The sequence below is a fragment of the Larkinella sp. C7 genome, assembly GCF_006149005.1.
Taxonomy (GTDB): Bacteria; Bacteroidota; Bacteroidia; order Cytophagales; family Spirosomataceae; genus Larkinella.
The window spans coordinates 526,362-549,740 of record NZ_VBSL01000002.1; the positions used below are offsets into that span (position 1 = coordinate 526,362).

Genomic DNA, 23,379 nt, shown 5'->3' on the forward strand with positions numbered 1-23,379 from the left:
CATTTCGAGCCCACTCGTCTATTACCCTTGTACATTCACCTGAAAAAGTATTACTTTGACTATTTCATACTGTAATCTCTTTCGTCAGTCTATTCATCCCAATCTACCGAATTAAAACGATGGAAAACCAATCCACTCGCCGTCAGTTTCTGGGTGCCACAGCCGCTCTGGTTTCCAGTGCCCTGGTTGCGCCCTCCAAACTGTTTGGCGCACCGGCCCTGATCCGCAATCTGAACAAACCCAACTCGCTGATCAACGGCGTACAGGTTGGGGTCATTACGTATTCGTACCGGGATATGCCCGACCAAAGTGCCGAAGCCACCCTGCAATACGTCCTGGACAGCGGCATCAGCGCCATCGAGTTGATGGGTGGACCGGCCGAGTCGTTTGCGGGCGCGCCCAAAAATACGGTCGATATGCGGGCCATTTTCCCATTGATGCGGAAACGACGCGAAAACCAGACCCTCACCGAAGACGAACAGAAAATGCTGGCGGATGCGGATGCCAAAATGAAAGCCTACCGGGCAGAAGTGGCGAAATGGCGGCTCTCGGCACCGATGAGTAAGTTTGAGCAGGTTCGCAAGATGTACAACGCAGCCGGTGTCACCATTTACGGATTCAAGCCCGACGCGTTTGGCATGCAGAACACCGACGCAGACATCGATTACGGAATGCGGGCGGCTAAAGCACTGGGGGCCAATCAGGTCACGCTCGAACACCCGGCCAACGATGCCCATACCCTGCGATTAGGAAAAATGGCCGAGAAACACGGTCTGCGGGTCGGCTACCACGGTCATGAACAGCAAACGCCCACGTTCTGGGATACGGCCCTCGCCCAATCCCCCGGCAATGCCATGAACTTCGATCTGGGCCATTACCTGGCCGCTGGTCAGCCCGACCCACTGGGCCTGATCCGGCAGAAACACACCCGGATTTCCAGTATGCACATCAAAGACCGCCAATTACCGGCGAATGGGAAAGGAAATTTGCCCTGGGGCCAGGGCGATACGCCCTTGTTGCCGGTTTTGAAACTGATGCGCGAGCAGAAATATACCTTCCCGGCTACGGTCGAGTTGGAGTATAAAATCCCGGAGGGCTCCAATGCCGTCGCTGAAGTGAAGAAATGCATGGACTTCTGCCGGAATGCACTGAGTTAATGAGTTAAAAAAATGCATGTTAAATATCAAATGATGAATGTTAAATGTAAAAGTGATTGCAACTCCGGAACTTTTACATTCGATATTCATCATTTGATATTCATCATTCCCTTTTTCACCCCAACCCTGCCGATTTCAGCATTCCCCGCAGCGTCTGCAAATCCGTCTGCATGGCCTGATAGATTTTTTCCCGGGGAACCGTGATGGCTCGTTTGCCCTGATCGGCACCGCCCAGCGGGTACTCCAGGTGCAGCGAAATCGGAACACGGACGTTTAGTTTTTTCAGGAGTGCAAAGTAAGCCGGAAAATCGACCATGCCCTGTCCCAGGGGTACACTTTGCGCTTTCCATTTCCCCGCCGTTTTCTCCCAGATTACGTCTTTGATGGCGATAAACCGGATGTGCGGGGCAATCATCCGCAAGCCCGTCGACCAGGACGTCCCACCCTCCACCGTCGCGTGACGAATGTCGTACTGACTTCCCATGTGGGGGCTATTGATTTCTGTAAGAACCGTAGCCAGATCCCAGGTAGCCGAGCCGAAGTTGGTTCCGGCGTGGTTTTGATACGCTCCTGCCAGATTCAGTTGCTGATTCAGTTTTGCCAGTTCGCCAAGTTGCTGGCGGTAGTTGGTCAACACAGACCGAATCGGTTGGTCAGCGGGATACGCCAGCCAGCCCGTGCGGTAATACCGGATGCCCTGCTTACGGGCGGTTTCCAGCACCGTTCGGGCCGTCTCATCGGCTTTGGTAATGGCGGTGGTAATCGTAGATACGCTCAGGTTGCGCTTTTTGAGGATGTCGACCGCTTTCGGCAAATCGGTTTGCACCCGGGCCGGTTCGACGTGGCCATCGGGCCGAACCGTCAGATCGACGCCATCGAAACCGAGGTCGGACGCAACCGTTGCCAGTTCGGTATAATCCAGGAAATGAAGGAGTTTTGAAAAAATATGGATGCCATAAGGAACCGCACCTGCCGGTGCCTGCGAAACCGCCCTGGTTTCAGCCGCCGAACCAGCCAGACTGGTCGCCAGCAACCCTTTTAACACATCACGTCGTTGAAGCAGAAGCGGCATAGCGTTAGGGAGTAGGTGTGCCGATAAGGAATTTTGCGGGCTGATCTACTCGGTGGTCGTGACTCAGAAAAATACCAATCCCCTACTCCGCCTGCTTCGCTTTCACCAGTAACACGAGCAGAACTGCCACCGCCGGAACCGTTAAACCACCCGCGATCAGGGCCTGGCGGTTGGTGCTGAATCCATCCGCAATGCCCGAAAACAGGTTGATCATAATCGCGATAAAAAGCAGTGCGGTTAAAATTGGTAGGGCTTTCATGGCTTTCTGTATACTTTAGTGTTTGCGTGTTGACCGATTTGGTTACTATATGACGGTGCGATGAACCACTTGTCACACCCGAAAGAATAAAAAACTTCGCCCATCAAAACCCATCTGTCTGGTTATTGCACTATGCCTTTTCGGGCCGAACAGGTTTATAAAACCGGTAGGCTGTCCGTGGTAAACTGTTTGTAAAAATCGGTATGTTTGTTGTTCCATACGATGAACGGTTTTACGCGTTCTTCCTGCGTTTTAATCTGGTAACTCATGCTGATGCTGCGTCGAATCGGGCTGGTTTTGCTCGTCCTGTTTATTCTGCTGAATATCGTTTCGGCATTCCATGCCTCCCGTTTCACGTATTTTTACAACAATCCGGACAAAACTCCGGCGCGGAAAGCCGAAGACTATTCGACCAGCGAACTTATCCAGGCGGCTTTTTTTGGCCTGAAACTGAAGAAATCGGTCGTCAGCGATACCCCAAAAATCCCCTACGAAACCATTCGGCTCACCAACGAGTATGGTCAGAGACTGGAAGGCTGGTATATTCCGGCAGAACAGGCCAAAGGCACCGTAATTTTGTGCCACGGTCACGCGTCGAATAAATCGAAAATCCTCTGTGAAGCGGACTATTTTCACGCACTGGGCTACAACACCCTGTCGTTCGACTTCCGGGCGCACGGCAATTCTGATGGCAACATTTGCACCATCGGTTTTCGTGAAACCAACGATCTGAAAGCCGCTTATGATTTTGTGGCGAAAGGAAACGAGAAAAACATCATCCTCTGGGGTGTGTCGATGGGAGCCGCCACGATCCTGAAAGCCATTCCCGAACACGGATTGAAACCGGCGCGCGTCATTCTGGAATGTCCGTTTGCCTCACTCTACGACGCCATTCAGGGTCGCCTTCGATCAATGCACATTCCAGCCCATCCGGTGTCGGAATTGCTGGCGTTGTGGGGCGGCATGCAGCGCAGCATGTGGGTGTTTGGCTTCCGACCCTCGGAGTCGGCCAAACAGCTCACGATGCCGGTTTTGCTCAACTGGGGCGCGAAAGACCCCCGGGTTCTGCGACACGAGACCGACGCCATTTTTGAGAATTTAGGTACTTCCCGGAAACAGTTGGTGGTTTTCGAGAATTCGGCCCACCAGTCGTTTTGCATGAACGAGAACGCAAAATGGCAGGCCAGCATCAACCGTTTTTTGCAGACCAGTCTCAAACCCGCCCGTCAACCGGTGACCGAACTTCAAGCCCGTTGAGTTGGTTTATTCCGAGATGAAGCACGAAAAATAACCCAAACAAAGCCATTGATCAGTCGGTTGATACAGGATTACTTGCTAATTCTTCTCAACGATGAACAACCGGATTATTCTTTTTACACACACTTTACTCCTGACTGGCCTGCTGCTGTCCTGTGGCCAAAGCAAAAAGACGGAGAGCGCCGAAAATGCCGCTACGACGACGGAAAAACCCGAAACCGCCCAGGCACCTGATCTGCCGGAACCGTCCGAATCGTCCAAGCATTTTAGCAATGTGATTGGCTGGAAAGACGGCCAGATGCCCAAGGCTCCCGACGGTTTTGTGGTCACCGAATACGCCCGCGATTTGAAAAACCCGCGCCGGACCTACGTCCTGCCCAACGGCGACGTGCTGGTGGTGGAGTCGCAAACCGAAAAGAAAGGCGTGGTGAAAAAGGTGGTGGCCGCCGTCAGTGGACAGGCCAAAGCCGGTGCCGTTGGTGAAAGTGCCAACCGCATCACACTCCTCCGCGACGCCAACAAAGACGGCAAACCGGAGATTCGCGAAACCTTTCTGGAGGATCTGAATCAGCCGTTTGGGGTCGTTTTAATCGGCAGCACGCTCTATGTTGCCAATACCGACGGCGTTCTTAAATTTCCGTATGAGCCGGGTCAGACCAAAATAACCGCCAAAGGAACGCCGATTCTGCCATTGCCTGCCGGGGGTTACAACAACCACTGGACGCGTAACCTGCTTGCCAATGCCGACGGTTCCAAGATTTATGTTTCGGTGGGATCGGGCAGCAACGTGGGCGAGAACGGCATGGAACATGAAGTGAAACGGGCGGCCATCCTGGAAATCAACCCCGATGGATCGGGCGAACGAATTTACGCCAGCGGGCTGCGGAATCCGGTGGGTATGGACTGGGCGCCCGGTACGAACACGCTGTGGACGGCGGTGAACGAACGCGACGAGCTGGGTGATGAACTCGTGCCCGACTACATCACCAGCGTCAAAGAAGGAGCATTCTATGGCTGGCCTTATTCCTATTTTGGACAGAACGAAGACCCGCGCCGGAAGGGTGAACGGCCCGATCTGGTCAAAAAAACGATTGTTCCTGATGTGGCCGTAGGCTCGCACACGGCGTCGCTGGGGCTGGCGTTTTATGATAAAACCGCTTTCCCGGAGAAATACCGCAATGGTGCGTTCGTGGGTCAGCACGGTTCCTGGAACCGATCGGCTTTTTCCGGTTACAAAGTCATTTTCGTACCCTTTGAAAATGGAAAGCCAAGTGGGAAGCCGGAAGATTTTCTGACCGGTTTTATTGCCAATGACAAGGACGTATTTGGTCGCCCGGTTGGCTTATCGGTTTTGCCCGATGGTTCACTGCTCGTGGCCGACGATGCCGGCAACCGGATCTGGCGGGTCAGTGCAACTCGCTGATCTGAGGCCATTTCACGGTTTTGTTCTTGATTGGTACAAATGCGATCATTATTGGGATAATTCCAATAGCATTCTTCGATTGATAGCACTACGTTTGCTAACCGACTGTCCCGGCGCTTGTTTACGGGGCAGTCGGTATCGATCGGTTTTACGAATCTCCTAACATCGTACCATGAAATTCAAAGGCAAAGTAGTGGTCATTACCGGCGCCACCACCGGCATTGGCAAAGCGACCCGCGAACACCTTGCGCGTGAAGGTGGAATTGTCTATAACCTCGACATCCAGAAACCCACAGACGACGACACGCCGGGCGAATTTATCCCGTGTGATGTCCGAAACAAACAGGAAATCAAAGACGGTTTGGCGGCTGTTGTGGCCAAAGAAAACCGCATCGATATGCTCTTCGCCAACGCTGGCATCCACCTTTTCGCTACGATGGAACAAACATCCGACGACGAGCTGGACAACCTGATCAACATCAACATTAAAGGCACCTTTCATACCGTCCGGGAAGTACTTCCTTACATGAAAGCGCAGCGGAAGGGAAGCATCGTTCTGATGGGTTCCGATCAGACCTTTACCGGCAAAGCCAGCAGTTCAGTCTATGGCCTGACCAAGGGTGCGATCGGGCAACTCACCAAAAGCACGGCCATCGACTATGCCCCGTTCAACATCCGGGTCAACTGCATCTGTCCCGGAACCATCGACACGCCTTTGCTCCATAAAGCGGTAACCCACTTTTCTTCCATCAATTCTGTCGGCGAAGCGGGCGTTTATGAGTCACTAAACACCATCCAGCCCCTGGGTCGAATTGGCCAACCCGAAGAGATTGCCGCGGTGGTCGCGTTCCTGTTGTCAGACGACAATTCCTTTATGACGGGCAGTCTGGTGAGTGCGGATGGTGGGTATGTTTGTCAATAACGAATGAAACTGATGGATCAAAACCAACGAAACACCCGACGAGATGCCCTCCGGCTGCTTGGGGCTACGGCCGCAACGCTGGCAACGGGCGGTTTATCCGGTTTTTTAGCTCCTCCTTCCATGCTCAACCGACTGATTCCTTCCAGCAACGAAAAACTGCCCGTCGTGGGCATTGGCACCTGGCAGACGTTCGATGTTTCCGGAACGGCGGAACAGGAACCGTTGCTGCAGGCTTTGAAAGCCGTTCACCAAGCCGGGGGCAAGCTGATCGATTCGTCGCCGATGTATGGACGTTCGGAAGAGGTCGTGGGCAAACTCACGGCAGACTCCGGGATTCAAAACCAGTTTTTTTACGCTACGAAAGTCTGGACGCGGGGTCGGGAAGCGGGCATTCGACAGATGGACGAGTCGATGCAGAAAATGAAACGGTCGTCGATGGACCTGATGCAGATTCACAACCTGGTCGATTGGAAAACGCACCTGGAAACGCTCAAAGCCTGGAAAGCGTCCGGCAAAATCCGCTACATCGGTATAACGCATTACACCGATTCGATGCACGATGAACTGGCGGAAATCATCCGTAAAGTTCCCATCGACTTTGTGCAGTTCAACTACTCGATTCTGTCCCGCAATGCCGAAAAAAAGCTATTGCCCGTCGCCCGGGACAAGGGCGTTGCAACGATCATCAACCAGCCGTTTGCCGAAGGGCGGTTATTTTCGCTCGTGAAAGGGAAGGCACTACCAGCCTGGGCGACCGAAAACGAGATCAACAGCTGGGCGCAGTTTTTTCTGAAATTTATTGTTTCAAACCCCGCCGTTACCTGCGTCATTCCCGGCACCAGCAACCCCCGGCACGCTGCCGATAACATGCTGGCCGGACACGGACGTCAACCGGATGCAGCCCTGCGCGAAAAAATGGCCGCGTTTCTTCAGCGGTTGTAACGTTAAATCACGCCCTTTTCCTGTCCGCACCTGGACAAATTCTGTCCGAAATCGTACAGAGCCTCTTCTTCAATACCCTCCAAATCGCTTCCAAAGCCACTTTTTCTTTCTGGCATTCTATTTGTTTTGCAAAATTACAACTAATCGTTTGAATGGAGTAAGACCATGCGAAGATCCTTTCTGGGCGAGTTTGAAGAAATTGTCCTGCTGGTGGTGGCAGCCTGTCCGGCCGAAGCCTACGGCGTTACCATCTGGGAGGATGTCCAGCAGCAAACCGGACGAACGATCACGATGAGTGCCGTCCATGCCACCTTATACCGCCTAGAAGAGAAAGGGTTCCTGTCTTCGCTCATGGGGGGGGCCACCGCTGAACGGGGTGGACGACGCAAGCGGTTTTTCGCGCTGACCAACGCGGGCGTTCGGGCCTTGAACGACATTCAGGAAGTCCGCAGTCGTCTCTGGCAGGCCATTCCACCGGGGAAATTTCAACTGATTGGCGGGTAAATAAAAATGAATATCGAACACTGCATATTGAATAGAGAATATCGTAGGGTGTCCTCTCTTCATCATTCAATATGCAGTGTCCGATATTCGATATTTCAAACCGATGAGACACACCGAAACACAGGATTCAACTGAAGGACCACATCCGCCCCGCTGGGCCGACTGGCTGCTGGAACACTTCGTGGCACCTCATCTGCTGGAGGATGTGCAGGGCGATCTGCATGAAGTTTTTTACAAGCAGACAGAGCATGGCGGTTTGGCAAACGCCCGACGGGCGTTCGTCCGGGCGGTTTTGAATTACCTGAACCCGTTCTTTTTGAAGCGAAAACCCGAAGCATACTCCAAACCAACAAATACCACAATGATCCGTAATTATTTCAAAATTGCTTTTCGAAACCTGGTCCGCAATAAAAGCTACACGGCGATCAATGTCTCCGGGCTGGCCCTCGGAATGACCTGCGGCATTCTGATTTTCATGCTGGTCAAATACCACCTGAGTTTCGATACGTTCCACGCCAATTCCGACCGCATTTACCGCTTCGTGACCGAGCAACACCGCGAAACGATCAGCTACCGCGCCAACGTTCCCAGCCCCCTCGGCAAAGTTTTCCGCAACGACTATACTTTTGGTGAGAAAGTAGCCCGCATTGCCACCGCCGAGGATGTGGTGCTGACGGTTAAAGAAGATTCGGAAATCCGCAAGTTTAAGGAGAGCGAGGGCGTGGCCTTCACTGAACCCGACTTCTTCGACATTTTTAACTATCCGCTGCTGAAAGGAGATCGGGCTACGGTCTTGCGTGATCCCAATACCGCCATTGTGACGGAGAAAATGGCCCGAAAGCTCTTTGGCGTGGCCTATCCGATGAACAAACTGTTTCGGCTGGATAACAAGGTTGATTTCAGGGTCACGGGAGTATTGAAAGATTTACCCATCACCACCGACCGAAAAACCGAAATCTACGTATCGTACAACACGCTGAAACAGTACAACGACTGGCTGGCCAGCGACGATGCCTGGGGCGGTATCAACAGTGCCATGCAGTGTTTTGTCCGGCTCCGGCCCGGTGTCTCGCCCGATGAGGTCGAAAAAGTTCTGCCCGCTTATGTGAAGAAATACCGTCCAACCAATAAAAACGTTCACCATTACAAGCTTCAACCGCTGGCCGATATACACTTTAATGCCCGGTATGGCGGAGTCATCACCAAAACCAATTTGTGGGTTTTAGGCTGTATTGGCCTGTTTCTGATCATCACAGCCTGCGTAAATTTCATCAATCTGGCCACGGCACAGGCGCTAAAGCGCTCCAAAGAAGTGGGCGTTCGAAAAGTGCTGGGGAGTTTTCGCGGGCAACTTTTCTGGCAGTTTATCGCCGAAACCGGTTTAATCACGACCGTAGCCGTTGGGTTGGCCTGCATTGCGTCCGCGTTACTCCTTCCTTTTATCAATGACTGGTTCAAGGTACAAATCGCCGTCAACTCCATTTCCGACTGGCAGTTTATGTTGTTTCTTCCCCTGCTGACATTGGTTGTTACGTTCTTTGCCGGATCATACCCCGGACTGATTCTGGCCGGTTTTCAGCCGGTTATGGCGCTCAAAGGAAAGCTTTCACAACAAAACATCGGCGGTTTCAATACCCGGCGTACGCTGATCGTGGGGCAATTTGCGATTTCGCAAGTGCTGATCATTGGCATGATTGTGATCACCAACCAGATGCGGTTTTCGACGCAATCCGATCTGGGGTTTAACAAAGACGCCGTGGTGATGCTGCCGGTGGCGACGGAATCGAACGTGCTGACGATGAAAACCCTGAAAAGCCAGTTTTCCCAGATACCGGGCGTTCAAACCGTATCGGTTTGTCAGTCGGCCCCGGCTTCGAACTACAACGTCTGGAACACCTCCCCCAGATACGACAACCGGGCTGAGGATGAAGCCTTTAGTGTGAGCGTCAAAGCCGCCGATGAGCAGTATATCCCGATGTTTGGACTGAAAATCGTGGCGGGTCGCAACCTGTTTCCGTCCGACACGGCGAAGGAATTTATTGTCAATGAAATGTTTGCCCGCAAGCTGGGTCTGAAAGCATCCGACGAAGTGATTGGGAAAGCCCTGAGTTTAAACGACGGCAACACCAAAGGGACGATTGTGGGGGTGATCGCCGATTTTCATGACCGGTCTTTCCACGAAGACATCAACGCCATTTGCATCACGACAGCCCCGGATTTGTACGCGAGTTATGCCCTGAAAATCAATAGCGCCACCGTTCAACCCACACTGGCTGCTCTGGAAAAAACGTGGAGCGACCGGCACCCGGATCAGGTATATGACTATCAATTTCTGGATGAGCACATTGCCAATTTTTATGCAACCGAAGACCTGATGCTCAAGCTGATTCAGGCTTTTGCCGCCATCGCCATTTTCATCGGCTGTCTGGGTCTCTACGGTTTGGTGTCGTTTATGGCTGCTCAAAAAACCAAGGAGATCGGGATTCGAAAAGTGCTGGGCAGCAGCATGGGCCAGATTCTCTGGATCTTTGCCAAAGAGTTTTCGCGACTCATTCTGATCGCCTTCGTTGTGGCCGCTCCGGTGGCCTATTACACGATGACGGCCTGGCTGAAAAACTTCATCTTTCGCGTCGATCTGGGGGTCGAGATCTTTATTTCCGCCATTGTTGGCACCTTTTTGATTGCGTTTATGACCGTCGGTTTTAAATCCATCAAAGCCGCGTTGATGAATCCGGTGAAAGCCCTTCGCTCGGAGTGATTGTCTGAACAGACTACCTGAAACAAGCGGTTTGACTTGTTTCTCATTAAAAACGAACCAGGCCCCGGCTGAAAATTGCAATAGCAATCCAGCCGGGGCTTTCCGGTTTATTCCCGGGTTTTCAATCAATCGCCCCGGTGAATAAATCAGGTAGTACTACGCTGTTGGCGAACCCGTTCTGTCGCTACATTTGGTTCAGTCTCCCGTTCCAACTATATCCTTACCCCTCATGAAACAAAAACACATTATTCTCCGAACCACACAAACCGCCACCCGCGATCCCTTTCTGGGCGCACTCTCATTTCCCCGCTCCGCCGAAGCGGTTGCCGCCGGCCTTTCCATCGAAGTTGAAGACATCGACCGGAGGCAGGTATCGGCTCTCACCCGCCGGTCCGACATTCTGGCGATGGCTCCGGCCATTCCCATGAAACTGATCGAGCCTGTCAGCAAAAAAAATATAGCCACGCCAGCGGCCCAGACTACGGCCTGGGGCGTCAAAGCCGTGGGCGCCGACACCTCACCGTTCACGGGCGAAGGGGTCATTGTGGCCGTGCTGGATACGGGCATCGATGCTGCTCACCCGGCTTTTGCGGGCGTCCAGATCATTGAACAGGATTTTACGGGCGAAGGCAACGGCGACCAGAATGGTCACGGCACCCACTGCGCCGGAACGATTTTTGGCCGCATCAGCGACAACATCCGGATCGGTGTGGCACCCGGTGTTCAGAAAGCCCTCATTGGCAAGGTTCTCGGCGAAAACGGCGGTGGTTCCAGCGAGCAGATCGTCAGTGCCATTCAGTGGGCGGGTCAGAACGGCGCCAATGTCATCTCCATGTCGCTGGGGATGGACTTTCCCGGTTTTGTAAAGCAATTGATCGACGAGGGCTACCCCGCGGAACTGGCCACTTCCTACGCGCTGGAAGGTTACCGGGCCAATGTCCAGCTTTTCGAGCGGATGGCCGCTTTGATTAAAATACAAGGTTCGTTTTCGCAGGCCACGGTCATCATTGCAGCCGCCGGCAACGAAAGCCAGCGGAATGTGAATCCGGATTTTGAGATTTCAGTGAGCCCGCCCGCCGTGTCGGATGGCATCATCTCCGTCGCAGCGCTGGGCGAAAGCACGCAGGGACTGACGGTGGCAACATTCTCCAATACGGGGGCCAATGTTTCCGGGCCGGGGGTTAAAATTCTGTCGGCCCGACCCGGTGGCGGTTTTGTTCAGATGAGCGGCACCAGCATGGCGACACCCCACGTGGCGGGTGTGGCGGCTTTGTGGGCGGAGAAAATCATGAAAACCGGTTTTCTGACGCCCCTGACGCTAACAGCCCGGCTGATCGGTTCGGGTACAGAAACGGGTCTGAAGCCCGGTTTTGATCCCACCGATGTGGGGGCAGGTCTGGTGCGTGCGCCCCAGGTTTGAATGGATTCTTCCAAACGAAAAAACCGGCGATGAGCCGGTTTTTTCGCTGTTAAACTTCTTCTTCGTGTAGTTCCTCGCTTTTGCGTTTGACCGGCTTTTCAGGCTCCGGCAACGGTTGAAGCGGCTGCGGGTGATCTTCGTACGCCGAATTATCCACGATTTTATACCGCGACAGGAACGAGTACATGGCGGGAATCACAAACAGGGTCAATACCAAAGAGAAAATAATTCCCCCCACAATAACGACGCCCAGCGGAATGCGGCTTTTGGCTGCCGCACCCAGTCCCAATGCAATCGGCAAGGCACCACAGGCCGTTACGAGACTGGTCATCAAAATAGGACGAAGCCGGAGGGCAGAAGCTTCGATGGCCGCTTCAAACCGGTTCATGCCCTCTTTGCGCTTTTCATTCGCGAACTCAACGATCAGAATACCATTTTTCGTCACCAGACCAATGAGCATAATGATACCGATCTGCGAAAAGATATTCATCGTCTGATTAAACACATACAATGAAAGAACGGCCCCGGCAATGGCGAGCGGCACGGTCAGCATAATGATGAACGGATCGGTGAAGCTCTCGAACTGAGCCGCCAGAATCAGGTAAATCAGCACCAATGCCAGCAGGAAGGCAAACAGGGTGTTCGATGAGCTTTCGGCATAATCGCGGGACGATCCCGACAATTCGGTCTGAAACGTTTCGTCGAGCGTCCGGGCCGCGATGGCGTTCATGGCATCCACCCCATCGCCGATGGTTTTACCGGGCGCTAACCCGGCCGATACGGTGGCGGATTTGAACCGGTTATGGTGATACACCTGGGCCGGGCTGGATACCTCGGCAAATTTCACCAGATTGTCTAACTGGATCAGGTTGCCCGCATTATTCCGAACATAAAACGAGGCCAGGTCGACCGGTTCGTCACGGTCGTCCCGTGCCACCTGGCCAATCACCTGATACTGTTTTCCATTCATCAGAAAGTAGGCCAGCCGCCGGTTGCTCAGTGCCAACTGAAGGGTCTGGGCCACATCCTGCACGGTTACCCCCAAACTAGTGGCTTTCTCCCGGTCGATCGTAATGTTCAATTCCGGTTTATTGAATTTCAAATCGACGTCGAAACCCTGAAATGTCGGATCTTTCTGTACTTCGTCCATAAACTTCGGCAGGTTTTGCTGAAGCTTGTCAAAGTTGAGGTTCTGGATCACAAACTGCACCGGCAATCCCCCCCCGCGCCGTCCAACCTGAATGGTTTGCTCCTGGGTCGCATTCATCCGGGCTTCGCTGGAGCTTCTTAGATACTTGCCCAAATAATCCGTGATTTCCTGTTGTGACCGTTTGCGTTCACTGGGCTCAACCAGATTGAGCGATATAAATCCGGAGTTGACGGCACCAGCCGCCGAGTTACCCGGCGCAATAACACTAAACGTGTAGTTCAGTTCGGGAATCGAATCCATCACAAACTGGTTTACCCGTTCGGTAATCCGGGTCATGGCTTCGTAGCTGGTTCCTTCCGGAGCGGTAATGGGCACCCGGATGCGGCTGCGGTCTTCCATAGGAGCCAACTCGGACTTCAGCGAAGAGCCAATCCAGAAAATGATGCTTAAACAAATGCCGATGATGCCCACGGCCAGCCAGCGACGGCCCATAAAGGTCGTCAGGGATGATCGGTAACTTCGGTCCAGCCATTGGTAAAACGGCTCGGTTTTCTGATAAAACCACGATCCTTTCCCCTGGTCTTTGCTCACCAGCAATACACTCAAAACCGGCGTCAGGGTCAGGGAAACAAAGGCAGAAATCAATACCGAACTCGCTACGACGACCCCAAATTCGCGGAACAGACGCCCGGTAAACCCTTCCAGAAAGATAACCGGTAAGAAAACGATGGACAAGGTGGCAGAGGTCGAAATAACCGCAAAGAAAATTTCTTCCGAACCTTCTTTCGCAGCCCGTTTCAACTCCATGCCCTCTTCAATTTTCTTGAAGATATTTTCCGTGACCACAATCCCGTCATCCACTACCAGCCCCGTAGCCAGCACGATCCCAAGCAGCGTCAAAACGTTGATACTGAAGCCCGAGATATACATAATGAAGAATGTCGCAATCAGCGAAACGGGAATATCGATCAGCGGGCGAATGGAGATCAGCCAATCCCGGAAGAACAGATAAATAACGATGACCACCAGAATGAAGGAGAGGATGATGGTTTCGGCCACTTCTTCAATGGACTGGCGAATAAATTTCGTTTTATCATCACCATTCAACAGCTGAATATCGGACGGCAAATCGCGCTTGATATCCTCCAAACGTTTGTAAAATTCATCCGCAACAGCCACATAGTTTGCGCCCGGTTGCGGAATTAAAGCCAGAATTGCCCCGGAAGCGTTGTTCTGTTTGGCGGCCGATTCTTCATTTTCCGGTCCCAGAACCGCATATCCGACATCTTTAAACCGGATAATCTGGTTGGCTGTCTGCCGAATGATCAGGTTGTTGAAATCCTCTTCCGTGGTTAACCGCCCTACCGCTTTCACCGTTAATTCGGTGTTATTGCCGTAGATTTTACCGCCGGGTAATTCAACATTCTGACGGTTTAAGGCTTCCTGAATATCCTGTGCGGTCAGTCGATAAGCCGATAGTTTGTGCGGATCGATCCAGAGCCGCATGGCCGACCGTTTCAGTCCGTATACCATCACCTGGCTAACCCCCGGAATGGTTTGCAGACGTTCCTGCAACACATTTTCAACATAATCCGACAACTGCATCGGATTTCGGGTTGTGCTTTGAACAGGCAGAAAGATAATCGGTTCCGAGTTGGCATCGGCCTTGCTCACGACCGGGGGGGCATCGATATCCTGCGGAAGCTGCCGCTGCGACTGGGCTACTTTATCCCGCACGTCGTTGGCGGCCCGCTCCAGGTCGGCCCCCAGTTCAAACTCGACGGTGATGTTACTGCTTCCGAGTGCGCTGGTCGATGAAATGGTCCGAATGCCTTCGATGCTGTTGAGCGATTTCTCAATCGGCTCGGTAATCTGGGATTCGATAATTTCCGGATTCGCTCCCACGTAGCTGGTTCGAACCGAGATAATCGGCGGATCGATAGCCGGGTATTCACGAACGCCCAGAAATGTAAAGCCAATGACACCGAAAAGGATGATGACAATCGACATAACCATGGCGAAAACCGGTCGCCGAAGGCTTAATGAAGGTAGACTCATTGGTTTTGTTCGTTAATTCATACTCGCACTATTACCCGCTGCTGACCCTTGCTCCGGTTGCTTCTGACCCGTTAACCGGTCCACTTTAGCCACTTTTACCGGCGCTTCAGGCCGCAGGAAAATCAGGCCGGTCGTTGCCACCGTATCCCCCTTCTGCAAGCCCTGCGTTATTTCTACAACGCTGGCATTCCGCAATCCGATCTTCACATCTTTAAAAACCGCTTTTCCGTTTTCGATCACCACCACCTGGCTACCGCGCGTTTGCGGAATCACCGACTGGCTTGGAACAACGAGTGCCTGGGCATTATTGATCACCAGACTCACTTTGGCGAACGTTCCGGGGCGCAGGCTGGACGAATTGTTGGCTACCCGCGCCCGAATCCGCAGATTCCGGGTGGCTTCCTCGACGCCCGGTTCGATGGCATACACCGATCCGTTAAACGTTTTGTCAAGGCCGTCGACCTGAAACGAGATCACACTGCCAACCTTAACCGATGGGCTGTATTTCTCGGGAACCGAAAAATCCAGCTTCATCGAATTGGTCTGTTGCAACCTGGCAATCAGCGTATTCGGACTTACCACCGCCCCCAAACTCACATTCCGTAAACCAATGGTTCCGGAAAAAGGTGCCCGGATTTCGGTCCGGCGAAGCGCTGCTTTCGTCACTTCGATGTCGGCCAGCGTTCCTTTCAGATTCGTTACGATAATGTCATATTCCTGCTGGCTGATACCGCCCCGTTCCAGCAATTGCTTGTTTCTTTCTTCAATACGCCGGTTATTTTCTTCCAGCGATTTGAGCTTCAGCATTTGTGCCTGTAAATCACCATCGTATAGCTTCACCAACAACGTACCCTGTTTAACGGCCCGTCCCTCCTGAATGTTCAATTCGACAATTCTTCCGGAAATTTCGGGATAGATATCTACCTGTTCTGAAGCCAGCAGGGAGCCCGTAGCCACCACTTCGTCTTTCAAATTCTGGGAAGTAACCACATAAACATTGACTGCCGTCGGGCCGCCCCCGCCCGCCCGGCCACCGCCGGCCTGCCCGGAGGGAGCTCCTCCCCGACCACCACCGGCTGCTTCGCCTGGTTGCTTTTTAGAAGACTTATTGTAATAAATGATGCCACCAACCACCAGCACCACCAAAATAATAGCAATCCACCTTTTCACAGAGATAGTATGTTGAAGCGGACGCGGTATTGCGCCCATTGAGAAAGTTGCATCAAACCGTATGCCTACTGTCGGAATCTGATTTTTCAGCTAACTTAGCACCGAAATTACTCCATTACAACAAGCCATGACAGTTGAAGAATACATTAATCGACAAACACCCGAAATTCATCGCCTATTGGACCAAATACGTCGATTAATCCTGGAAGCGTCCCCCAAAGTTCAGGAAAAAATGAGTTGGGGCGTGCCCTTTTATTTCCACAAAGGCCATTTGTGTTACCTCAATCCGCTCCGAACACCGGAGGTCGCCGTCGATCTTTGTTTCCTGAGAGGCTATGAATTAGCCAATGAACAGGGTGCTCTCGAGGGCCGGGGACGCCGAACGGTCAAGTCACTGGTTGTCCAGGCCGACACTGTAAACGAAGACCTGATCCGGGAATTGTTGCAGGAAGCGATTTTACTCAACGAAACCTCGAAAGAAAAACCGGCTATTTTTCATAAAAAAAGAGGGTGATTTTGCCTGAATTTCAGTAGCATTTTCCCGCTTTTCAGAAAATTTTAAATGTAAAATGGTGAATAGTAAATGCAAAAGTCTCCGGTTGGTAACTCCTTTTACAATTAACATTCACCATTTTACATTTAAAACGTCAATTTAACTTTACCGCCCACACAATTTCCGATACTCACACCATTCGCAAATCTTTTTGTCGCTGGTTTTCTGGAAAGGCCGGCCGGGGTCGAACAAATCCGCGATGATTTTGCGGAGGTGAATTTCCGTTTCAACCACGAATTCTTCGGGCGTGCCCAGATGCAGTTTGTTCTCCATAAAACCGCCTTCCATGTTGCGGAACGAGTAAAAACCGGCCACGACCCGGGTGTTCGTACCGTCGATCCATTCGCTGCCAAACTGCAATCCCTTGTTTTGCAGCATCTTCTTGTACACCAGATACTGGTATAACCACAACTGCCGGGCCTTGTCTTTCTGGGCGTCGGTCAGCAGGAGTTCCATCGTTTTGACGTCGGCATCCCGGGCTTCGATTTTCCCGGTTTTGTAATCGGCCACCCGAATCAACACCGTACCGTCGGGCTGTCGAAGCCGCTCGACCCGGTCGATTTTCCCGGCAATCCGGATGCGCAAGGGTCCGATGGCGGTTTCGACCTCCAGCTCGGTATCCCATTCTTCTTCCGTTTGCAACACTTCCAGGTTTTTTCCGTAGCGTTCCACCTGCAGGGCATTGAACCGCACCATCAGGTCTTCCGCCACCTTGTAGAGCAGACGGTTCATGCCCGACTCGGTCACGCGGTTTACAAACGCTTCTTCGTATTTCAGCTTCAATTTTTCGACCACCCGTTCGGTCGTCACCTCCGCTCCCACCATGCGGTATTCCTGATCGAGGGCTTCCAGCGTGTTGTGAATCCACTGCCCGAATTCGGCGGCATCCATCTCATCGCTGACCTCATCGTCTTCCTGCATGCTGATCACCCGGCTGAAATAATACTTGAGCGAACAGCTCATGAAATTATTCAGCGAAGTGGGGTACATTCCGCCGAACACCCGGTTTTTGGCCGAACTGAATTTCCCCATCAAATCGTCCCGCAGTTTCGCCAGAATCGCATCACTTTTCGGAATTTCGAGTGTATCGAAGGGTAACAAAGCCGACTTCTGATCGGCCGGTTTGCCAAACCGCACACTGGGATAGCTGATGGTCACATGGCCCCCGGAGGCCGGAACCAATTCGTGTTCGATCTGGCGGATAAACCGGCTTTTCTCGCCCTTGCTGGTCCCGTACGCATCGGCCGAGGTAACATAGAGAAGGGAGACTTTTTTGGCCCGCTGCAACAGCCGGTAGAAGTGATAGGACATCACCGATTCCTGATCCTGGTAGGTCGGCAAACCGACTTCCACGCAGGCATCGAACGGAATCAGGGAATTCAGTTTCCGCGACTGGGGCAGAATTCCTTCGTTTACCGACAAAATAATCAGGTGCTCGAAATCCAGCGCCCGGGTTTCGAGCATTCCCATCACCTGCAAAGTGCTGCCCCCCTCACTTTCAAACGGGATGCTGGTTTGCCGGATCAGTTCATACAGAAACTGCTTCAAGCTCTTGATCGTCACCAGTTCATTCCGTTGCTCGCGTTCGAGCGTGGTTTCCAGCTGGCGAAGCAGATTCTGAAATAAATACAGATACTCGGTTTCGATGGCGTCCTGCTGCTCGGTGTAAACCGCCCGCAGCACCTCGATCAAGGCATAAAACTGGTGAATGACCACCAGCGGTTTGTCATCCGGCCACCGGCGGAATAATACCTGAAACAGCGGGCTGTTTTCGCCCATCGCCAGCAACTGCTTTTCGTCCAGATACACCAGATTGTCCGTCGTAATGGTGTTGATGGCTTTCTGAACAACCCGGTTTGGCGAACCCGCCGACGCTTTCAATTCTGTCAATTCATACTGCCGGATAAACGGGTGATTGAGAACCTTGACAACGTGCCGGTGGTTAAATTTGGGAATGTAGACCGTGCCGCTGCCGTCTTTCTTCTGAAAAGCGGCTACGGTTCGCTGCATTTCGAACAGGGCATCGACCAGCGTAAACAGGTGCGAATTCTGCAACGAAAGCCCCATCGTCACGTTCAGATCCGTTACCGAGCCACCCATCGAATACAAAACCGGTAACAACAGGGTTTCGTCGCCCAGAATCAAGGCCGTGGTGCCGGCATCGGTTTCAGAATCGGCATGCTGCCGGTAAATCTGGCTGGCGACTTTGGCCTGCATGCTGGCATTCGGAACGCCGATGACATGAATGTGTTTGGGCGTTTCGGTGAGCCCGTTTCCTTCCCAGGTCCAGGGGCCACTCCAGCCATCCCGTTTGTAATTCCGTAGCATCTTTCCGGCTTCCTGCCGCTTCGACTGCATATAATAGGCATCCGTGTCCCAGAGCATTTCGGCTTTCTGCGCTTTCAGGAGCGTTTTCACAATCTGCTCTTCCGACCGGCTCAGGGCGTTGAATCCCACGAAATATAGTTTTTCATACGCCGGATTGTCGCGCACCAGGTCTTCCACCTGATTAGCCAGCAACCGGTAGGCCATGCCCCGATAGGCCCAGCCTTTCGACAAAAGTCGCTCGTGCAGAGCCTCGTAGGCGGTTTGCAGGTTTTCGAAGAGCTTGAAATACCGCTGCGTTCCGACGGTTTCGAGTTTGGCTCCCCGGCCGTCGGGCAATTCGAGCCGCCAGCGTTCGAGGGCTTTGGCCGCCGTCATGTAGCTGAACAGTTCAGAAGGGGAAATCATGTACTGATCAATGCGGTCAAAGTCGGTGAGCAGAATGCTCGCCCAGTTCAGAAACCGCCCAAATTCCAGCGTATCGTCAATTTCTTTGAAAACTTCAAACAGTTCGAACAGCAGACTGACCGGATCGATTTGCAGAACACCCGCACTCTGCATGATAAAGTCGTCGACGGCCAGCACGTGCGGTGACAAAAACGGCGTATCGGACTGCTGGCTAAGGTGTTGCTGAAAGGTGGAAACCGCCCGGCGTGTTGGCACAATTACCCACACATCGTCCATCCGCGTTTGATGGTTCTGGAAGATGTGCTGGGCCACTTGACGTAAGAATGACATGTACTTTTTCCGGATAAAACTGACGGTTGTTTATCCAGGTATTTCAATAGGTGATACTCAAAAATACGCTAAAAAAGACGGCTTTCCAACCCGGTCAATGAAACCGGTCGGCGCGGACTTCCAGCGTTTTCATGATTTCGGCTTCAGATTCCAGCAGTTCTTTCCAGCGTTTTCGAACCTTTTCTTTTGGATTGTACTCTTCGGCCAATTCAATAAAATTCCGGTAATGCCCGGCTTCCGAAATCATCAGCTCGCGGTAGAATTTTTGCAGGTATTCGTCCGTCAGGTTTTCCGACAACAGCTTGAAGCGTTCGGCACTGCGGGCTTCGATGAGGGCATTCAGCAGCAGCTTTTCCATCAACTGCTCGTTGCGGTCACCCGGTTTGCGGAGAACCTGCAGCAACTGGTTGACATACTCATCCTTACGCGGTTTTCCCAAGGGAATATTCCGTTTACGAAGCTCTTTCAGAACCCGCTGAAAATGCCCCCATTCTTCGGCCACCACGGGTGTCAGCACTTCCACCAGCTTTTCACGTTCGGGAAACTGAACGATCAGCGAGATGCAGGACGATGCGGCTTTCTGTTCGCAAAAGGCATGATCGATCAGGATATCGCCGAGGTTCATTCGGGCCACATCGACCCAGCGCGGATCGGTGGGAAGTTCCAGGCCTAAAGTCGTTATCACAGCTCAATCAGTTTTTCCTGTTCCCGGTCCCACCGATACGGTGAGTCAGATGTCTGGTAATAGCCGCCCAGCCAGCGTTCCACCGGGTTGAGCACCCGGCGTCCGGCAATGATGTCGGCACCGGTTTCGGTCAGACTGACACCCGCTTCGGTATATTCCCACAGTTTTCCGTTCAGTTGGCGGATGGTTTCTCCCACGCTCAGGTCGGTAATTCCGTAGTCGCGGTCCTGCTGCAAAAACCGCCCGATCAGGCTGGCTTCCGGCATCGGCCCTTCCATCAGCGTCGCCGTCAGCATATGTTCAATCAGATTCAGGTTGTTTTCGGTAAACGGAAAACGCTGTAAATGCAGAATCAAAGCGTTTCGCAAAAACCGCAATCGACCAAAATCGGCAGCCAGAAGTTGCTGAATGGCCAGCGGCTCCGGGCTGGCGTAGGCATTCCAGACCGCCCCGGCCACCTCCAGTTCGTGACGGGTCAACGCTTCGGCCTGTAAAAACAAGGTCGCCAACTGGGCTCCCTTCAACTGTCCGATGCCTTTGAAAAACGGCTCTCCCGGAAAGGAATCAACCGACACCTGTTTGATTTTGGTGGCTCCCAGTGGTCGCTGCGCCAGTTGCGCCAGCAGAAAAACCAGGTTGATCTGGCAGAACAGATCGTGCTCGAACCAGAGGTAAATTTCGTCGTAGTCGGTCGGAACCGCCAGTTTTTCAAACGCCTGCACCACCCGTTGATCGTAATCGGAAGGCGCGTCATCCGTCACGTTGTGCCACACCCGGCGAATGCGCCAAAGTTCGTGAACCGATTGAACATCCGCCTTCACCGGCCCCTCCGACATCGCTTCCCGCCAGACCATCAGGTCGGTTTGATCGGCCTTTCCCAGGATGTTCGATTCGGCAAAGGCTCCGGCGGTTGCGTCGCCGTTGAGGATGTGTAATACTTTCATAATCAAGGCTTAATCGAATAATAACCAATGAACCCCAAAGGAAAAAGACCGGTTGATGGTCCGAAAATACGGTGCGCTGTAATACGTCTGGTCGAACAGACCCTGGTTGGCGTGGGCCATTTTCAGAAAAAGCCGCACCCGGTTGATCCGCAAGTTGGCATACGGTTCGGCCATGATATAATCGCCCAGTTTGGTTTCGTTCTGCAAATGATACTGCTGGGTGAGTGGCATATACTGGTCGGCAAAATACGCGGACTTGTAATGAAACTGAACCCCCGCCAGCACATACAATTTCTTGAATAACAAAAAGTTGTATTCAAACCGGGCATTCGCCAGCAAAGTCGGTATGCGCAGCACGTCATCGTTCGACACCAGCGTGTAGTAGCCCTGCCCTGCCATCGTAAATTTGCCCGCCCGGAACTGCCAGCCCAAACTGGTTTGTAAAATGCTGAACGCATCCGAAAGCTGTTGCGGAACCGCTGCCGTGTCGAAATAAATATAATTTGTCAGCAGATAATAATCCATACCAGGGCTCAGAATCAGTTTTCCCAGCTTCAGATTCAATTGTCCATAGGCATGTTGCGTGCCCCGCAAATTGAACTGGGTTGCTAATCTTCCTTCATGGTCCCACTGGTAGATATTGCTCGTATACCGGTTTTGGATCAGCGTTGGGGAGGCAAAGACACTTTCGTATCCGGCCGTCAGCAGGCGGCTTTCCAGACGCCCCTGAAGCCGGAAGTCGCGGCCTAACAAATACTCCACTTCGGCCGTCACCCGTGTCAGGCTGTCCGGAAAATAGTAGCCCAGCCAACCGCCGACAAACGTTTCGAGCCGATTGCTTTTATAGCTCGAATCCGGCACCAGCCGCCCGATGTTGAAGCGGTTCTCCAGGCTGTAATAACGGTTTCGGAGCCAGGCACGGTAGTTGAAAGCCGATCCGCGCGCCGAAAACTGGCCTTTGATGCCAATCTGGTTCTCAATCAGCCGAAACAGTGTGGTTTGCCGGGTCTCCAGGTTGTCGAAATAATAGCGCGGATAAAAAGGTTTCCGGGACAGATTTGACGAGTCGGGAGGCAACAAATTGTCGGTTATGTCCGTGTCGGTAAACCGGTAGCTTTGGGCACGGAAGTCAACGATGTTATAAAGCTGAAAAGCCGTATCCAGAACATACTGGTGATACAGATGGAGGTCGTTGCGGATTTCGCGGGAGTTGGCCGTCGACAAAACCGGCCTCAGTTCCAGGTCTGGATTGGCAGCATTGGACGTACCCGATTCCGGTTCAATCACACCACCCTGATCGAGCGAGCGGTGGTTGAGGTTGTTGTAATGCGCCAGCAAGGTATACTTGCCGTTTTTGGACCGGTAATTGGAATGCACGACAAAATTCCAGTTTTCGGCCAGGCGCTGGGTGCCGGACGAAACGGCGGTGGTCCCCCCAAATTGTACGTCCGACGTCATGCGCTGGAGATTGAATCCGAGGTTCCAGCGTTCGCTGATGTTTTGCGTAAAGTCGAAATTGACGATGTTCTGCCCACGTCCTCCCAACACCAGATACATGTTCGTGTAAGGCGATCGCGTGTCGAAATACCGGACGTTCTGGGTCTGATACCCGTACAATCCGTAGGCGCTCAGGCCGGTTTGGGAGCCAATGACGGGTGTCTGGTAAAAAACCGGTCGCAGGGCCGTCCCCAGATTGCCCAAATCCGTGTAAAGGTTGTTGTACCGATTGACGTAGTTGGTCTGTTGAATGCCTTCCAGCGTGGTATCAATGGTAATCAGGGCTTTCCGGTTGTTCAGAACGTCGCTTTCCAGGAAAAAGCGGGTCGTTTTGGGTCCATAAATGAGTTTGGTGGAGTCGTCGAGAATGGCCCCTCCCGCGCTGGCCCCCGCCCCTCCCGTTGTGGTCGGCTGGCCCCCGGTCCGGTTGCCGCCCTGCGGGAAGTTCGGAAGGCGGGTGGGCAACTGCGCCCAGGCCGGTGAGGTAAACCAAAACAGCAGGATACTTACACGCAGTAAAACAAATCGGGTCATATGGTCTGAAC

At 52.7% G+C, this 23,379-nt stretch carries 17 protein-coding genes; 9 read left to right on the forward strand and 8 right to left on the reverse strand.

Annotated elements, in window-relative coordinates; translation table 11 throughout:
• Nucleotides 1-119: 119 nt before the first annotated feature.
• Nucleotides 120-1,157: a sugar phosphate isomerase/epimerase gene (locus tag FH871_RS07335; protein WP_138990777.1), complete on the forward strand. Its 1,038-nt coding sequence runs from the start codon at nt 120-122 to the stop codon at nt 1,155-1,157.
• 115 nt (nt 1,158-1,272) lie between these two features.
• Here the strand turns inward: FH871_RS07335 and FH871_RS07340 are convergent, their stop codons facing one another.
• Together FH871_RS07340 and FH871_RS33070 are read right to left on the reverse strand one after the other, a co-directional pair.
• Nucleotides 1,273-2,229 (reverse strand): sugar phosphate isomerase/epimerase, encoded by a 957-nt coding sequence (locus tag FH871_RS07340; protein WP_138990778.1) that lies wholly within the window; start codon nt 2,227-2,229, stop codon nt 1,273-1,275.
• 82 nt (nt 2,230-2,311) lie between these two features.
• A complete protein-coding gene (locus tag FH871_RS33070) occupies nt 2,312-2,488 on the reverse strand; it encodes a hypothetical protein (RefSeq protein WP_171062789.1) in 177 nt (58 codons plus the stop codon).
• A gap of 267 nt (nt 2,489-2,755) precedes the next feature.
• On the opposite strand from FH871_RS33070, the gene FH871_RS07345 reads away from it, so the two are divergent.
• From FH871_RS07345 to FH871_RS07375, 7 genes are all read left to right on the forward strand, one after another.
• Entirely contained in the window at nt 2,756-3,745 is a 990-nt protein-coding gene (locus tag FH871_RS07345) for an alpha/beta hydrolase (protein ID WP_138990779.1), read from the forward strand.
• 94 nt (nt 3,746-3,839) lie between these two features.
• Nucleotides 3,840-5,168 (forward strand): sorbosone dehydrogenase family protein, encoded by a 1,329-nt coding sequence (locus tag FH871_RS07350; protein ID WP_138990780.1) that lies wholly within the window; start codon nt 3,840-3,842, stop codon nt 5,166-5,168.
• Between the two features lie 172 nt (nt 5,169-5,340).
• On the forward strand, nt 5,341-6,090 hold the full coding sequence (locus FH871_RS07355) for an SDR family NAD(P)-dependent oxidoreductase (protein ID WP_138990781.1): 750 nt from the start codon (nt 5,341-5,343) through the stop codon (nt 6,088-6,090).
• Between the two features lie 12 nt (nt 6,091-6,102).
• On the forward strand, nt 6,103-7,032 hold the full coding sequence (locus tag FH871_RS07360; protein WP_138990782.1) for an aldo/keto reductase: 930 nt from the start codon (nt 6,103-6,105) through the stop codon (nt 7,030-7,032).
• Between the two features lie 165 nt (nt 7,033-7,197).
• Entirely contained in the window at nt 7,198-7,536 is a 339-nt protein-coding gene (locus tag FH871_RS07365) for a PadR family transcriptional regulator (protein WP_138990783.1), read from the forward strand.
• A gap of 103 nt (nt 7,537-7,639) precedes the next feature.
• Nucleotides 7,640-10,294: an ABC transporter permease gene (locus FH871_RS07370; RefSeq protein WP_138990784.1), complete on the forward strand. Its 2,655-nt coding sequence runs from the start codon at nt 7,640-7,642 to the stop codon at nt 10,292-10,294.
• A gap of 229 nt (nt 10,295-10,523) precedes the next feature.
• Complete coding sequence (locus FH871_RS07375; RefSeq protein ID WP_138990785.1) at nt 10,524-11,714, forward strand: S8 family serine peptidase; 1,191 nt, start codon at nt 10,524-10,526, stop codon at nt 11,712-11,714.
• Nucleotides 11,715-11,763: 49 nt separating this feature from the next.
• Here the strand turns inward: FH871_RS07375 and FH871_RS07380 are convergent, their stop codons facing one another.
• Nucleotides 11,764-14,922 (reverse strand): efflux RND transporter permease subunit, encoded by a 3,159-nt coding sequence (locus tag FH871_RS07380; protein ID WP_138990786.1) that lies wholly within the window; start codon nt 14,920-14,922, stop codon nt 11,764-11,766.
• 12 nt (nt 14,923-14,934) lie between these two features.
• The gene (locus FH871_RS07385; RefSeq protein ID WP_138990787.1) at nt 14,935-16,092 is read right to left on the reverse strand and encodes an efflux RND transporter periplasmic adaptor subunit; all 1,158 of its coding nucleotides are present in this window, start codon (nt 16,090-16,092) and stop codon (nt 14,935-14,937) included.
• Between the two features lie 178 nt (nt 16,093-16,270).
• On the opposite strand from FH871_RS07385, the gene FH871_RS07390 reads away from it, so the two are divergent.
• Nucleotides 16,271-16,606, forward strand: coding sequence for a DUF1801 domain-containing protein (locus FH871_RS07390; RefSeq protein ID WP_171062790.1), 336 nt, complete (start codon nt 16,271-16,273; stop codon nt 16,604-16,606).
• Between the two features lie 144 nt (nt 16,607-16,750).
• Here the strand turns inward: FH871_RS07390 and FH871_RS07395 are convergent, their stop codons facing one another.
• The 4 genes from FH871_RS07395 to FH871_RS07410 form a co-directional block, all read right to left on the reverse strand.
• A complete protein-coding gene (locus FH871_RS07395) occupies nt 16,751-19,708 on the reverse strand; it encodes a PD-(D/E)XK nuclease family protein (RefSeq protein WP_138990789.1) in 2,958 nt (985 codons plus the stop codon).
• A 94-nt stretch (nt 19,709-19,802) separates the two neighbouring features.
• Nucleotides 19,803-20,390 carry a tRNA-(ms[2]io[6]A)-hydroxylase gene (locus FH871_RS07400; protein ID WP_138990990.1) on the reverse strand — a complete coding sequence of 196 codons (588 nt, stop codon included), beginning with the start codon at nt 20,388-20,390 and terminating at the stop codon, nt 19,803-19,805.
• On the reverse strand, nt 20,390-21,337 hold the full coding sequence (locus FH871_RS07405; protein WP_138990790.1) for a DUF1835 domain-containing protein: 948 nt from the start codon (nt 21,335-21,337) through the stop codon (nt 20,390-20,392). Before FH871_RS07405 ends, FH871_RS07400 begins: the two co-directional genes overlap by 1 nt.
• Before the next feature lie 9 nt (nt 21,338-21,346).
• A complete protein-coding gene (locus FH871_RS07410; RefSeq protein WP_138990791.1) occupies nt 21,347-23,368 on the reverse strand; it encodes a putative porin in 2,022 nt (673 codons plus the stop codon).
• Nucleotides 23,369-23,379 lie beyond the last annotated feature (11 nt).